11 protein-coding genes and 1 tRNA gene are annotated in these 14,943 nt (G+C 67.5%); 5 read left to right on the plus strand and 7 right to left on the minus strand.

All coding sequences use genetic code 11. From position 1 onward, the window contains the following. Nucleotides 1-61: 61 nt before the first annotated feature. The 4 genes from AC5Y2S_RS27170 (at nt 62) to AC5Y2S_RS27185 (ending at nt 5,151) form a co-directional block, all read left to right on the plus strand. On the plus strand, nt 62-1,456 hold the full coding sequence (locus AC5Y2S_RS27170; RefSeq protein WP_499959592.1) for a bifunctional lysylphosphatidylglycerol flippase/synthetase MprF: 1,395 nt from the start codon (nt 62-64) through the stop codon (nt 1,454-1,456). A gap of 65 nt (nt 1,457-1,521) precedes the next feature. Next, on the plus strand, nt 1,522-2,214 hold the full coding sequence (locus tag AC5Y2S_RS27175; RefSeq protein ID WP_499959594.1) for a maleylpyruvate isomerase N-terminal domain-containing protein: 693 nt from the start codon (nt 1,522-1,524) through the stop codon (nt 2,212-2,214). Nucleotides 2,215-2,489: 275 nt separating this feature from the next. Continuing rightward, nucleotides 2,490-3,563 (plus strand): spirocyclase AveC family protein, encoded by a 1,074-nt coding sequence (locus AC5Y2S_RS27180; protein ID WP_499959595.1) that lies wholly within the window; start codon nt 2,490-2,492, stop codon nt 3,561-3,563. A 4-nt stretch (nt 3,564-3,567) separates the two neighbouring features. Further along, nucleotides 3,568-5,151, plus strand: a complete 1,584-nt coding sequence (locus AC5Y2S_RS27185; RefSeq protein WP_499959597.1) for a phytoene desaturase family protein — start codon at nt 3,568-3,570, stop codon at nt 5,149-5,151. Here AC5Y2S_RS27185 and cydC read toward each other — a convergent pair. From cydC to AC5Y2S_RS27220, 7 genes are all read right to left on the minus strand, one after another. Then, on the minus strand, nt 5,119-6,795 hold the full coding sequence (gene cydC, locus AC5Y2S_RS27190) for a thiol reductant ABC exporter subunit CydC (RefSeq protein WP_499959599.1): 1,677 nt from the start codon (nt 6,793-6,795) through the stop codon (nt 5,119-5,121). The two genes, AC5Y2S_RS27185 and cydC, sit on opposite strands and share 33 nt — an antisense overlap. Beyond that, nucleotides 6,782-8,395 (minus strand): thiol reductant ABC exporter subunit CydD, encoded by a 1,614-nt coding sequence (cydD, locus tag AC5Y2S_RS27195; protein WP_499959611.1) that lies wholly within the window; start codon nt 8,393-8,395, stop codon nt 6,782-6,784. Before cydD ends, cydC begins: the two co-directional genes overlap by 14 nt. A 56-nt stretch (nt 8,396-8,451) precedes the next feature. Next, on the minus strand, nt 8,452-9,492 hold the full coding sequence (gene cydB, locus AC5Y2S_RS27200; RefSeq protein ID WP_499959601.1) for a cytochrome d ubiquinol oxidase subunit II: 1,041 nt from the start codon (nt 9,490-9,492) through the stop codon (nt 8,452-8,454). Between the two features lie 11 nt (nt 9,493-9,503). Next, entirely contained in the window at nt 9,504-10,970 is a 1,467-nt protein-coding gene (locus AC5Y2S_RS27205; RefSeq protein ID WP_499959603.1) for a cytochrome ubiquinol oxidase subunit I, read from the minus strand. Nucleotides 10,971-11,014: 44 nt separating this feature from the next. Then, on the minus strand, nt 11,015-11,608 hold the full coding sequence (locus AC5Y2S_RS27210) for an HdeD family acid-resistance protein (protein ID WP_499959604.1): 594 nt from the start codon (nt 11,606-11,608) through the stop codon (nt 11,015-11,017). A 48-nt stretch (nt 11,609-11,656) separates the two neighbouring features. After that, complete coding sequence (locus tag AC5Y2S_RS27215) at nt 11,657-12,985, minus strand: adenylate/guanylate cyclase domain-containing protein (protein WP_499959605.1); 1,329 nt, start codon at nt 12,983-12,985, stop codon at nt 11,657-11,659. Nucleotides 12,986-14,027: 1,042 nt separating this feature from the next. Then, nucleotides 14,028-14,104: transfer RNA gene (locus AC5Y2S_RS27220), tRNA-Leu, on the minus strand. A 92-nt stretch (nt 14,105-14,196) separates the two neighbouring features. On the opposite strand from AC5Y2S_RS27220, the gene AC5Y2S_RS27225 reads away from it, so the two are divergent. Continuing rightward, nucleotides 14,197-14,826 (plus strand): ANTAR domain-containing response regulator, encoded by a 630-nt coding sequence (locus AC5Y2S_RS27225; protein ID WP_499959606.1) that lies wholly within the window; start codon nt 14,197-14,199, stop codon nt 14,824-14,826. Nucleotides 14,827-14,943: the final 117 nt, after the last annotated feature.

Here is a 14,943-nt window from a genome sequence, read left to right on the forward strand (position 1 = left end):
ATTCGGTGCGAAGGGCGGTGATTAGGCCGCCGAGCTGGACTTATCGCATCGGGAGGTGAGAGTGAACGGGCCGGTTGACGTCGCAGTCAAACCCCGCGCGGGGGAACGCGTTGTCGTCCACGTCGATTCACGGGCCGCCCGCTGGGTCGGGGCACTGGCCCTGCTGTGCGCGGCCGGGTGGTTGATCCTCATCTTGGCCCGCCACCACCAGCAGCCCTACTGGCACTACTCCGACCGGCTGGGCTGGTCGCTGACGATCCTGGGCGCGGTGGCGTTCATCGCGCGCGGCATCTTCCTGGGCCGTCCGGTGACGGCCATGCACGCCGTCGCCGCAGCGCTTTTCGTGGTGGCGGGGCTGGGCGCGCACGTGCTGTCCTTCGACCTGCTCGGGGACTTGCTGATCGCCGGCTCCGGGATGGTGCTGATGTGGCCGACCACCGCGCATCCGCGGCCCGAGGACCTGCCCCGCATCTGGAAGTTGATCCATGCCAGCGCCGACGACCCGCTGGCCCCGTTCGCCATGCAGACCGGCAAGTGCTATCACTTCACGCCGGACGGCACCGCCGCGCTGGCGTATCGGACCCGGCTGGGATACGCCGCGGTCGGTGGGGACCCCGTCGGCGACGAAGCGAAGTTCGCCGAGTTGGCCGCCGACTTCGCCGCCATGTGCCACACCCACGGGTGGCGGATCGCGGTGGTGGGGTGCAGCCAGCGCCGCCTCGGGTTGTGGCGCGACCCGGCGGTGATGGGGCAGACGTTGCGCGCGATACCGATCGGGCGCGACGTCGTCGTCGACGTGGCGAGCTTCGAGATGGTGGGACGCAAGTTCCGCAACCTGCGGCAGGCGGTGCAGCGCACCCACAACTGCGGCGTCACCACCGAGATCGTGGACGAGCAGCAACTCGACGAGAAACTGCTTGCCGAGCTCACGGACGTGGTGCGGGCCTCGCCCAGCGGCGCACACCACGATCGCGGCTTCTACATGAACCTCGACGGCGTGCTGGAGGGGCGGTTCCCCGGCATCAAGCTGATCGTCGCCAGGGACGCCTCGGGCCGGGTGCAGGGCTTCCATCGGTACGCGACCGCCGGCGGGGGCAGCGATATCAGCCTCGACGTGCCGTGGCGGCGGCGCGGGGCCCCCAACGGCATCGACGAGCGGCTCAGCGTCGACATGATCATGGCCGCGAAAGAAGCTGGCGCGCAACGGGTATCGCTCTCGTTCGCGGCGTTCCCGGAGATCTTCGAGGACAAGGACCGCGGCCGGGTCCAGCGCGTCTTCTACCGGTTGATCCACGTGCTCGACCCGCTGATCGCGCTCGAGTCGCTGTACCGCTACGTGCGCAAGTTCCACGCGATGGACGCCCGGCGTTACGCGGTGATCTCGATGACCCAGCTGGTCCAGTTGGTGGTGGTGTTGTTGACGCTGGAGTTCACGCCGCGCCGGCGACACCTGTAGTTGCCGGGCGCTGTCATGTCGAAAAACCGCTAGCCTTCGGCCGCGGCGGCCTGTTGGCTGGAATCATGACAGCAATCGTGAATCTCCGCGATGACGCCATGCGCGAGCTGATTTCGAGCTTGTCAGAATTGCAGGCGAGCGCGCCGACGTGGTGTGCGGGGTGGAGCGTCCACGAGCTCACCGCGCATGTCGCGGCCGCCGCCAACGAGCGCGCCGACCTAATCGAGGACCATATCGCGGGCAGGCCGGCGCGGCCGACGCGGTCCTGGGAGGTGCGCGAGCCGCCGTTTCGCGCGTTGCCCGATGCCGAGCTTCGAGAACGCCTGGTGGAATACGCAATTCGCTTCGAGTCCAGCGTCGCGGGCATGACTGAAGGCGACACCATCATTTACACGGGCTGGGCGATGACAGCCGAACGGCTGCGCATGCACAGCCACAGCGAAGCCGCGCTGCATCGATGGGATCTCGTCGGCGAGGACGACATCAGCATCCGGTTGCTCTCCGATCCGGCGATGGTCAGCCACGCGCTGGCGGTGTTCGACGCGATCCCCGCGTTGGCGGAGGCCCGGCGCTGGCGCGGGTCCAATCTCGTTGTGGCCCCGGGGAAGGGGCTATCGGCTAGCGGTGTCGCGATCGAGCTGCGGCCGCACGAGCTGCCGCTCGTCCTCTGGGGGCGCTGTTCGTCAAGGCTGCGCGACCCGAACGCCAACGCCGAGACCATCGACGACGTCCTCCGGCGCATCTCGGCGCGCTCGTAGTGACCGGGTGCGCCTTCGGCCCGGATCGAATGTCGGTGTCGACCGTTCTGGCCCGGGAATTTGGCCGTATAACAGGACATTCTAAGTGGTTTGCCGTCAGGCCCCGGATACGGGCAACCGGAGGTCAGCGGCCCTTGCAAATTTGAGCTTGGCTTACTCATAATGCAAGTGGCACTTTCCAGACGCCCGGGTTCGGTGTGCCGGTGACGACGAGGAGGGGCGAGTGTGACCTGCCGCATCCATTCGGCGGACCCCAACGCTAGATCGGAGGCATCATGACAACGCTCGTAGCTCACCCCGAGGACACCACCACAGACCCGCTACCACCGCGGCGCGTCGCGCCGGCTATGGTCCTGGCCGTCATCGGAGCGCTCGTTGCGGGGTATGCCCTGTGGACTTGGGCGGGATGGCTGGCCGATGGTCCAAAACCGATCATCGCGAACCGCGATCCCGAGTCGGCTTCGCGCTGGGTCGCCCGCGGCTACGAGGTGATCATGGTGGTGGTCGCCGTGGCGATCGCGGTCCGCGTGGTTCGTGAGTGCCTGCGGGAGCGTCGACTCGTCTTCGACGCCATCATGGTGATCGCCGGATTCTTCACGCTGTTTTGGGATCCGATGGTCAACTGGATGCAGCCCAACTTCATGTACAGCTGCCAGTGGCTCAACCTGAACACCTGGGTCGCCAATGCCCCCGGGGTGGTCAATCCGACCGGCAACCTGATGCCGCAACCGGTGTTCATCATGCTCATCTACCCGTTCGGGCTGCTGGGCTTCGCGATGATCCTGAACTACGCGATGAAACGCATCCGGCAGCGCTTCCCGCGAATCAGCACCCTCGAGTTGCTCGCCTGCACCTACGCGTTCGGGTGGTTCCTGGGGGTGTGTCTGGAGGCGCCGATGTTCCTGTCCAACCTGTGGGGGCTGCCCGGGGCGCCCGCCGGGCTGTCGTTCTTCTCCGATGCTCACCGCTTTGCCTGGGCCGAGTACCTGACCACAGGGATCGTGTTCACCACGTTCGCCGCGGTGCGGTTCTTCCGCGACGACAAGGGGCACGCGCTCAGCGAGCGCGGTCTCGAAGGATTGAAACCGGTTGCGCGGGCGGCGGTCTCGGTCTTTGCCACCGTCGCGATCTTCGCGATGTCGATGTGGGCGTTGTTGCTCGTGCAGATCCCGGCCGGGCTGCACTCGTCGCCATACCCCGCCGGATACCCCGCCCACCTGATCAACGGGCTGTGCAACATCCCGGGCAACCCGCACTCCACGCAGCCCACCACCTACGGCCCGTGCCCGGGCAGCCCGGGCTTCCGGATGCCGGTGAACAACACCTTCGTGCCCGGCGCAGCGGATTGATCAGGTGAGCGCAGAACGCGACCTGTTCGATTTCGTGGTGATCGGCGGCGGACACAACGGCCTGAGCGCCGCGTGCACGTTGTCGGCGTCGGGCGCCAGCGTCGCGGTGCTGGAGTCACGCAATCACTTGGGCGGGCTGGCCAACAGCGGCGCATTCCTGGCCGAGGCCCCCGAGCACATTCTGAGCCTGGGCGCGATGGACGACATGTTCATGTCCTGCACGCCATTCATCTCCGATCTCGGCCTGCAGCGGTATGGCTACGCCGGCACCCCGGTCGAGGCACCGTACGGGTGGATCGGCGACGACGGCTCCACGCTGCTGCTGTTTCACGACCTGGAACGCACCCTGGCCGAGGTGCGGCGCTACTCGGCGCGCGACGCACGCGCATACGCCGAACTGCAGCCCGCCCTGTCCTGGATTTTCGCGGCGCTGACCGCGGTCATGCCGCACCACCCCGCCGACCTGCCGAAGAAGGACTTGGGCAAGCTGCTGCTCAAACTCGCCCCCAGCCGGTCGGTTCGGCGCAGGCTGGGCCAGATCATGAGCAGCAACCTGGTCGACTTGATGGCCGAGGTGTTCGAAAGCGACCAGATGCGCTCGCTCGGCACCTACTGGGGCAGCATGATCGGGCCCATCGACCACGACGGGGGCGGCTTCTACTGCGTGGGTCTGGCCGCGGTGCACCGCAAGCCGGGAGTGATCCGCCCGCGCGGCGGCATGAACGGCATCATGGCGGCGATGGGCGCGTATGCCACCGATCGCGGCGCAACGATCCGAACCGGCGCACCGGTGGCCCAGGTGCTGGTCTCGGGTAACCGCGCCATCGGGGTGCGGCTGGGCGACGGCACGGAGATCGGCGCGCGCCGCGGCGTGTTGGCGGCGGTCCCGCCGCAGAGCGCCTACGGCCCGCTGCTGGCCGACGGGGTGCTGGACTCGGGCACGCGGGCCAAGGTGGCGATCCTGCCCGCCAGCGGCAACAACTCGGCCACCTTTAAGATCGACGTGGCGCTCTCGGGTCGGCTCAGCTACCCCAAGGGAGCGCAAAAGCGAAGCGGCATCGATGGTTTCGATATCCGCAAGACGTCGCTGATGACCGGGACGTTCGATGACCAGATCCGCCAACTCGCCGCGATCCGCGCGGGCGAGTCGTTGGACAATCCGCCGGTGTACATGGCGGTGCTGACGGCCAACGACGCCGGTCTGGCCCCGGAGGGGCAGGAGGTTGCCTACCTGGCGTCGAATGTTCCGGCCCAACCCCGCGACGGCTGGGACAAAGTCAAACCGTGGTTCTCTGACGCCATCATGAAATCGGTCACCACGCACCTGGCCGGATTTGAGACCGAGATCGGCCGGATCGAAACCAGTCCGGCGGATTTCGGCGAACAGTACGCGACGCCCAACGGTTCCTACTTCCATGTCGACATGACGCCGTTGCGGCTGTTGATGAATCGTCCGGCGCGCGGCCTTGGGGGCTATCGGTCGCCGATCGAGGGTTACTACCACGCGGGCGCGGGCTCGCACCCCGGCGGGGGCGTGAGCGGGTGGCCGGGGCGGCTAGCCGCCGAGACCGCCCTTGGACGCCACTGAAGCGGCCGATACAGGACTAACGCACAGTTCGCGGCAGCCAATCCCGTTGGGCAAGTGGTGAGTAGCCACCACCACGGTCCGGTCCGCGGACATGAGGCCATTCGGGCCCAACAGATCGCGCAGGACCCGCTCGGCGTCGGTCGCGTCGAGGTGCTCGGTGGGCTCGTCGAGCAGCACGATCCGGGCGGGGGAGATCACGGCGCGGGCCACCAACAGCCGTCGGCGCTGGCCCGCCGAAAGCGCGTGCGCGCCGCCGGTCAACACCGTGGACAGGCCGTCGGGCAGGCCGGCGAGCCAGCCGCCGAGGCCGACCGCTTCCAGCGCCGCCGTCAGCTCGTCGTCGTCGCAGTCCCCGCGGGCGACCAGCAGGTTGTCGCGGACCGTGGTGGCGAAGACGTGCGCGTCCTCGGCGAAAAAGCTCACCGCCCTGTGCAATTCGTCTTCGTCGAAGCGGGCGATGTCGGTGCCGTCCAGCGTCACCCGCCCGTCCAGTGGGGGGATCAGCCCGGCGAGCGTCATCAGCAGCGTCGTCTTACCCGAACCGCTCGCGCCCGTGACGGCCAGTCGGGCGCCCGGTGGTAGAACGAACTCCACGCGGGTGAGCCGGACCGCGTTCGGGTGGCCGTAGCAGACATCGACTCCGAGCGCGCCGGTGCCATCGGGCACCGGTTGGCCGGGCTCCTTCGGGCGCTCCGGGGGAGTCAGGTCGAGCAGGCGACGCGCGGCGATCCGTGACCGCGTCAGCTGCACGGCGGCGGCCGGCAACGGCGTGGTCGCCTCGAACGCGGACAGCGGCAACAACATCAGGACCGCGAGCGTGGTGGGCGCGACGGTGTGCGTCAACGCGATCCCGGCCACCACCGCGCCCAGCACGCTCGCCCCGATTGCCGCGGTCGGCATCGCCTCGGCGATCGCGGCCGGTCTCGCCGCGGCGTCGAGGGCCCCGGCCCAGGCGCGCTGGCGGCGTTGCGCGTCGGCGATGACGCCGGGCAGCGCGCCCGCGACGCGCAGCTCCGGGGCGTGTTCGAGGGCGATCATCGCCGAGGTGTCGCGATCGGAATGGTGTTGGCGGGCAACCTCTTCCTGGGTGGCGGCGGCCCTGCCGGCGAGCCGTGGGGCAATGTAGCCGGCGATCAGCAGGCAGGCCGCCAGCACCGCGGCGGCCGGCGGCGAAATGGCCGCGACGACCGCGGTCGCCGCCACCGCGAGCACCGCGGCGACGGCGATCGGCACCACGGCGCGCACCAGCGCGTTGGCCAGCTCGTCGACGTCGGCGCCCACCCTCGCCGCCAGCTCACCGCTGTGCAGGCGGACGGCCGCCGCCGCGGGCCCCCGGGCCAGCCGGCGGTAGATCTGCGCCCGGGCGGTGCCGGCCGCCCGCAGCGCGGTGTCATGGGTGGCCAGCCGCTCGCAGTAGTGCAGCACGCCACGCGAAATCGCGAAAGCGCGCACGGCGACGACCGCGACGGACAGGTCCACCACGGGCGGCATCTGCCAGGCCCGCGTGATCAGCCACGCCGAAACCCCGGCCAGGGCCAGCGCGCTGCCCAGCGACAGCACGCCCAGCGCGACGGCCGCGAGGATCCTCGGCAGCCGCGGGCGCAGCAGGCTGGTGGTGGCCAGGAGGAGATCAGACCGCGGCATGGCGTACCCCCGCGTCGGCGGCCACTTCGACCACCCGGTCACCGATCGCGAGGACGGGCTCGCGGTGCCCGACGACCACCGCCGTCGCGCCGGCGCGCGCGCGCTCGACGATGGCCCGCAGCACCCGCTGTTCGGTGCGCGCGTCCAGGTGCGCGGTGGGCTCGTCGAGCAACAGCACCGGGGCGGCCGAGCCGAGCGCCCGGGCGAGCCCGAGCCGCTGGCGCTGGCCCAGCGACAACCCGACGCCGCCGCGCCCGAGCACGGTTTCCATGCCGTCGGCCAGTTCGGCCAGCACGGTGTCGAAACCCGATGCGGCGCAGGCCCCGTCGAGGTCGTCGAGCTCGCCGAACAGGGTCAGGTTGTCGCGCACGGTGCCCGGGACGAGGACGGGGCGCTGCGGCAGCCAGGACAGCTGGCGCCACCACGCGTCACGGTTCAGGTCGGCGACGTCGGTTCCGGCCACGGTGATCCGGCCGGAGGACGGCGCGGTCAGCCCGGCGATGGCCTGCAGCGTGGTGCTCTTGCCCGCGCCGTTGTGCCCCGTCAACACCGTGACCCGGCCGGGTTCCAGAACCGCGGTGAGCTCTCGGGGCGCGTGGCCGTCTCGGCCCCGCACCCTGAGGTCCTCGATGCGGATCCGTTCGCCCCGCGCGGTCACGGACCGGCTTCGCACCGTCGGGGCCGCGGGCTCGCCGATGAGGGCGAACGCCTTGTCGGCCGCGGTCCTACCCTCCTGGGCGGCATGAAATTCCACGCCGATGCGGCGAAGCGGCCAGTAGACGTCGGGCGCCAGCAGCAGCACCGTCAGGCCGGTGGTCAGGGTCATCTCGCCGAACAGCAGCCGCAGGCCGATACCGACCGCGATCAGTGCCACGCCGAGCGTGGCCAGCAATTCGAGCACCAGCGCCGACAGGAACGCGATCCGCAGCGTCGCCATCGCCGAGCGTCGATGGGCCGCAGCCAGTTCGGCGATCCGGTGTTCGGGACCGCGGCCACGGCCCAGCGCGCGCAGCGTCGGGATACCGGCGATCAGGTCCAGCAGCCGGGCCTGCAGCGTCGTCATGGCCTCCAGCGCCGCCGCGGATCGGTCGGCCGTCGCCATCCCGATCAGCGCCATGAAAACCGGGATCAGCGGCAGCGTGATCAGCACGATCACCATCGATTTCGGGTCGTAGAGCGCAATAACGGCGACGGTCGCCGGGGTCAGGATCGCGGCAAGCAGCAAGGTGGGCAGGTATCCGGTGAAGTAGGGCCGCAACCCGTCCAGGCCGCGCGTCACCACGACCGCCGCGGCATCGCGTTGCGCGGCGAGTTCGGCCGGCTGCCGGGCCGTCACGGCGGCCAGCACCTCACCGTTGAGGTCGGCGATGACGGCGCCGGCACCGCGCTGACCCAGGCGGGCCTGCAGCCAGTGTACGAACGTGCGAATCATCCACAGCGCCAACAGGATCGCCAGCGGCCCGAGCCAGGCGCGCAAGCCACGCGCCGGGGGGTCGCCGACGGTGCGGGCCACGACGTTCGCCAGCACGATCGCCGAGCCGATCGCACAGCCGGAGATCACCACCCCACAGCCGACCGTGGCGACCAGATAGCGCCGCAACGCGCCCGACACCCACCACAGCCGCGGGTCCAGCGGTGCTCGCGATGCCCTTGCGCTCAGGACGCACGCCTCGCCAGGCCGATGGGCGGCGGTATCCGCTCGGACGAGATCCGTTGCCGGAACACCCAATACGTCCACGCCTGGTAGACGACCGTCAGCGGGGCCATGAACGCCGTCACCCAGGTCATGATCTTCAGGGTGTAGGGGGTCGACGAGGCGTTGTAGATCGTCACGTTCCACTGACTGTTCAGCGTCGAGGGCACCAGGTTCGGGTACAGCGAGCCGAACAGCAGGATGACGACGGCCGCGACCACCAACGCCGTGCAGGTGAAGGCCCAGCCGTCCGACGCGCGCCGCCACACCAGCAGCACCGCCGCCAGCTGCGCGACGACCGCGACCCCCAGCACCACCCACGTCCAGCCCTTGCCGTGCGCCAGCTGCGTCCAAAGCCCAAAGGCCGCAACCAGTACGGTCACCGGCAGCGACAGCCACACCGCGAATCGATGCGCGTCGTCGCGGATCGTGCCCGAGGTCTTCAGGCCGACGAACACCGCGCCGTAGAGCAGGAACAGCCCGGCGGTGGCCAGGCCACCCAGCAGTGTGTAGGCGTTGAGCACGTCGGTGATCGACAGGTTGACGTGACCGGCGGCGTCCACCGGCAGCCCGCGGACCAGGATGGCGAACGCGACGCCCCATAGGATGGCGGGCAGCCAAGATCCGGCGGCGATCCCGAAATCGGCCCAGCCGCGCCACTTCGTGTCATCTACCTTGCCGCGCCATTCGATTGCGACGGAACGCACGATCATGCCGAACAGGATCGCCAGCAGCGGCAGATACAGCGTCGAGAACACCGTGGCGTACCAGCCGGGAAACGCGGCGAACATCGCCGCGCCGCCGGTGATCAGCCAGACCTCGTTGCCGTCCCACACCGGACCGATGGTGTTGAGCGCCGTGCGACGATGCAGCTCCGGGTCCCCCACGCCGAAGCGCGCGAACGGTTCCATCAGCATGCCCACGCCGAAGTCGAAGCCCTCGAGGATGAAGAAACCGAGGAACAGCATCGCGATGATGCCGAACCACAACTGTTGCAATGCCACCGGTCAGCTCCTTAATACGCGAACGAAAGTGGCGCCACGTCGTCCTCGCTGGGCGCTCGGGGCGGTGCCGGTTCGGCGTCGTGTTCCTGTGGGCCCGCAGCGACGTAGCGCCGGAGCAGGTAGAACCAGATGACCGCGAGCACCGCGTAGACGAGGGTGAAGGTCACCAGGGACGTGACCACCATTCCGGGGGTGAGGTGGGAGACGGCTTCGTGAACGGTAAACCTCACCTGTTGATCGCCGGTCGGGTTCGGAACGACGATCCAGGGCTGGCGGCCCATTTCGGTGAAGACCCACCCGGAGATGTTGGCCAGGAACGGCGTTGGAATGGTCAGCAGCGCAAACCACGAGAACCAGCGCTGGTTGGGCACCCGGTCGCCGCGGGTGAACCACAACGTCGCGAGCGCGAACAGCACCGGAATGGCGAGGAATCCGATCATTGCGCGGAACGACCAGTAGGTGACGAAAAGATTGGGCCGGTAGTCGTTAGGCCCGAATCGGTGCTCGAAGTCCTGCTGGATGTTGCGCACACCTTGCAACGTGACACCGCTGGTCTTGCCCTCGGCCAGGAACGGCAACACGTACGGCACCTCGATCACGCGGGTGATGCTGTCGCAGTTGTTGTGCGTGCCGACGGTCAGGATCGAGAAGTTCGGATCGGATTCGGTGCTGCACAACGATTCCGCCGACGCCATCTTCATCGGCTGCTGAACGAACATCAGCTTGCCCTGGCGGTCGCCGGTGAAGAACAGACCGACTGCGGCGAGCAGCACCACCCAGCAGCCCAGGATGGCCGCGGGGCGAAACACGTTGCGGGCGTCGGCTTCGGAGAGGGCGGATGCCGGATTGCGCGAACGGATCAGCCACCACGCGCTGACGGCGGCGACGAAAGTTCCGGCGGTTAGTAGCGCCCCTGCCACCGTGTGCGTAAACGCTGCCAGCGCAGTGTTATTGGACAGCAGCGCGAAGATGCTGTTCAGCTCGGCGCGGTGCGTCGTCGGGTTGTAGTGCGCGCCGACTGGGTGCTGCATGAACGAGTTTGCCACGATGATGAAGAACGCGGACACGTTGACACTGATCGCGACGATCCAGATGCAGGCCAGGTGAAGCAGCCGCGGCAGCCGGCTCCAGCCGAAGATCCACAACCCGATGAAGGTGGACTCGAAGAAGAAGGCGAACAGGCCCTCCATCGCAAGGGGGGCGCCGAAGATGTCGCCGACGAACCGGGAGTACTCGCTCCAGTTCATCCCGAACTGAAATTCCTGGACGATGCCCGTCGCCACGCCGATGGCGAAGTTGATCAGGAACAGCTTGCCGAAGAACTTGGTCAGCCGATACCAGGCCGCGTTGCCCGTGGCCACCCACACCGTCTGCATGACGGCCAGCAGCGGGGCCAAGCCGATGGTGAGCGGCACGAAGATGAAGTGGTAGACGGTGGTGATGCCGAACTGCCACCGCGAAATATCGACGACACTCATCTGTCATCTCCCTACTGCGGGCTATCTACGACGCAGTGTAGTAGTTAGTCGGCGCTGACGCCACGAGCCAATTCCTTGGACGCCTTGCGGATGCCGAACGAGGACACGATCTCGAAAACGCCGATTACCACGAACCAGACGCCGACCACGATCGCCAGGGTGACGATCGAGGAGAACGGCGACGCCAAAACGACGATCCCGGCAAGCAGGCTGATCACGCCGATGAAAATCGACCAGCCCCGCCCTGGCAGGACGGGATCGCTGATGGCCGAAACCGTCGTCGCGACCCCGCGGAAAATGAACCCGATGCCAATCCAGATGGCCAGCAACAAGACCGCGTAGCCCTGGCCGAAGTGACGAAATGCCAAGACCGCCAGGATGAGTGATGCCGCGCCGCTGATGAACAACAAGATCCGGCTTCCCGCCGAAACATGCAGGCTGAACGCGAAGACTACCTGCGCGGCACCGGTGATCAACAGGTAGATGCCGAACGCGATGGCGGCGGCCAGGATGGAAATCCCCGGCCACGCCAGGATCACGGCGCCGACGATGAGCGAGAGAAGTCCCGATACCAGCGCGGATTTCCACAAGTGCGGCAACAAGCTTGGGACAGGGGCGGTTCCAGGCGTGGTTTGCATGGCCGAAGTCTGGCACAAATCACGGAACGGGGGATAGGGACTTTCGGCTCAGACGCGCGCGGTGCGCGGTTCCTCGGCGGGCAGGTCGGTGGGCTCCTCGGTTGCCTTGCGCCCGATCAGGTACCAGGTTCGCATGAGGCCCTTGCCCTTGATCTCGATGCTGCCCCGCTCCTGCAGCACGAACTCGTCCTTGAGGCGCTCGTACATCGCCTCGGGCACCTGGATCCGGCCCACCGAGTCGGTGGATTCCATCCGGGAGGCGACGTTGACCGCGTCGCCCCACACGTCGTAGAAGAACCTGCGCGAGCCGACGACACCCGCGACCACCGGCCCGCAGGCCATGCCCACCCGCAGCTGGATCGGCTGACCGTGCGGATCCCTCAGCGCCGCTGCGACATTGGCCATGTCAAGCGCGAAATCCGCCAGCGCGCGGGAATGGTCGGGCCGCGACCGCGGAACGCCGCTGACCACCATGTACGAATCGCCGCTGACTTTGATTTTCTCCAGGCCGTGCTTGTCCACAAGGGCGTCGAACGCGCCGTACAGGCGGTCGAGGAAGCGCACCAGGTCGGCGGGCGGGGTGCTGCTGGCACGCTCGGTGAATCCGACGATGTCGGCGAACAACACCGAGGCATCGTCGTACTTGTCGGCGATGACGTTGCGGCCGGGCTCCTTGAGGCGCTCGGCGATGCTGGCGGGCAACATGTTCTCCAGCAGCGTCTCCGAGCGCTCGTACTGGGCTTCCATGACCGCCTCGGCGCGGGCGGTGTCACGCAACGCGAACCAGACCGTCACCACCACCATCACGACGCTGGAGACGGCGGTGACGACGAAGCCAGTCGACGTGGCCCAGGCCGGCTGCAGCCCGGTGTTGCGCGGCACCAGAAACTCGACCGCGATGATCAGGCCGGCGGCGATGGCCGCCAGCGCGGACGCCAACACGATGTGTTCGATGCCCAGCACCAGCACGACGATGCAGGCGCCGACCAGGAAGAAGAACTGCGATCCGGAACCGGTGCCCACGTCCAGGCAGCTGGCGAAGATGGAGACGTAGGCCGCGCCGACAAAGGTAAGTGGCGCAACCAGTTCCCCGAATCGCTGCAGCCAGGGCACCATCGCGAAGACCATGGCGCCGGCGATGTTGATCGAGCTGACCTGCCAGGTCCAGGAATCGGTGAGGATCTGCACGAGCACGAAGCTCACGCTCACCATCACCGCCAGCCACGAGGTGATCGTGAGGATCCGGCCCCGGCGCGCGGCGCTGGCGGCGTAGTGCTGATTGCGATCGCGGGTCTGCGCCCGCACCACGGCGACGCAGTCCGGGCGGTTCGGTGAGCCTTCTGACCGGGGTGGGGCTCCGCACTTCTTCGCGCCCACGTTCAAAGCGTAACCGTTGACCTCGCTGTCTGTCGGCTGCCCAGTCGAATGGTTGCGATACGCGGCCCCCGGCGACGCCGCGCTTGCGATCGCAACTAGTCAGGACGGCCGGGGGGCGCGCCGGGGTCTTCAGTCGTTCCGAGGGTCGTGCGCCGAGGGTTGGCGGATAAACCCATCTCAGCCATTGTGGTCGTGCGTCTTCCCAAGCTTCCATAGTGCAGCGTACGATCCCGCTTACACATATTCGCCTCGGCTATTTGCGACTTATTCCGCGCGGACTAAGGGGGTGCGGATGGCGAGTTTTTGGAAGAGACTCTGTCTCGCGCTATTTCTCGCTTTCACCGCCGTGGTGACGAGCAGCTGCGCCACCGACTGCGGTGGACCGCCGTGGTTGCTGCAGGTAGCTACCGATTCGATACAGAACGATCCCACGCATGTCAACGTGGTGCATTCGGAAGCCCAGGTGTGCCTCGGCCGGTGAGCCCGCGAGTGAGCGAATATCGCTGTGTCTGAATCCTTTTGGTCGACGCGAACGGCCTGTGCCCGGCACCGTTTTTGATGACGCCGAATGAGCGTCGAGCCGTACGTCAGGACCTCTGCGCTGCGCTGATAAACGTTGCTGGTTTACGCAAGATTTCTGTACTCGCCCCAGAAATAAAAACGACAGATTCAACTTTAACGCCATATTCCGGTGCTGTTGCCGGAATGCAAAATCTTCACCCTTGCCGACCGATCGCCAACGTACGAAGAACGTTAATAATTGAGGAAATTCATACCCTGGGCCAGGCGCCATGGGGATCGACAAACTGAAAGACTAGCTTATCGGCGAAAATAAATACTGCTGCGCTGGAAAGTAGGTGAAATGGATGATGCGCATGCGCATGGGTATGCCGGCGCACCCGGGGCCGTCCCCCCGATCCGGGAAGGGGCGCGGGGCCGTGCTGCGGCGCTGAAGCGGCCCGGCCGCGACGGGCCGCTTGGGCATCGCGCCGGCTCGCAAGTGACAAACCGATGCCGTACAGAGGTTCGAACGGCGCTTCGCTGGTGCCCTCGGTGGGATTCGAACCCACACTGGACGGGTTTTGAGTCCGTTTCCTCTGCCAGTTGGGATACGAGGGCAGGCAGCCTCCCACCATAGAGGATTGGTGTGCTCGTCGGTTCTCACCGCCCCGGGGTCGGTGATCGCGGGCGTGCACGAGAGAATGTCCGTCATGACAGGCCCCACGACCGACACCGACGCCGCTGTGCCGCGCCGGGTCCTGATCGCGGAAGACGAAGCGCTGATCCGGCTGGATCTGGCCGAGATGCTCCGAGAGGAGGGGTACGAGATCGTCGGCGAGGCCGGCGACGGCCAGGAAGCCGTCGAACTGGCCGAGCAACATAAGCCGGACCTGGTGATCATGGATGTGAAGATGCCGCGCCGCGACGGGATCGACGCGGCCTCGGAGATTGCCAGCAAGCGCATCGCGCCGATCGTCGTGCTGACCGCGTTCAGCCAGCGCGACCTCGTGGAGCGCGCCCGCGACGCCGGGGCGATGGCCTACCTGGTCAAGCCGTTCACCATCAGCGACCTGATCCCGGCCATCGAACTGGCGGTCAGCAGGTTCGGCGAGATCACCGAGCTGGAACGCGAGGTGGCGACGCTGTCCGACCGGCTGGAGACCCGCAAGGTGGTCGAGCGTGCCAAGGGCCTGCTGCAGACCAAGCAGGGCATGACCGAGCCCGAGGCGTTCAAGTGGATCCAGCGTGCGGCCATGGACCGGCGGACCACCATGAAGCGTGTCGCCGAGGTGGTCTTGGAAACCCTTGGCGACGCACCGAAAGACGCCGCTTCCGAGTAGCGCCGCCGTGGTTGTGCATTGACGGCAGTGCGTGTGTATCCAGGGCGATAACTCCGCCCAGATCCCGCCCTGAGTACACACCGAAAGCCGTCAGTTCACATGCGACGGCCAGCCGCG

It is taken from the genome of Mycobacterium sp. NGS69 (assembly GCF_059812165.1).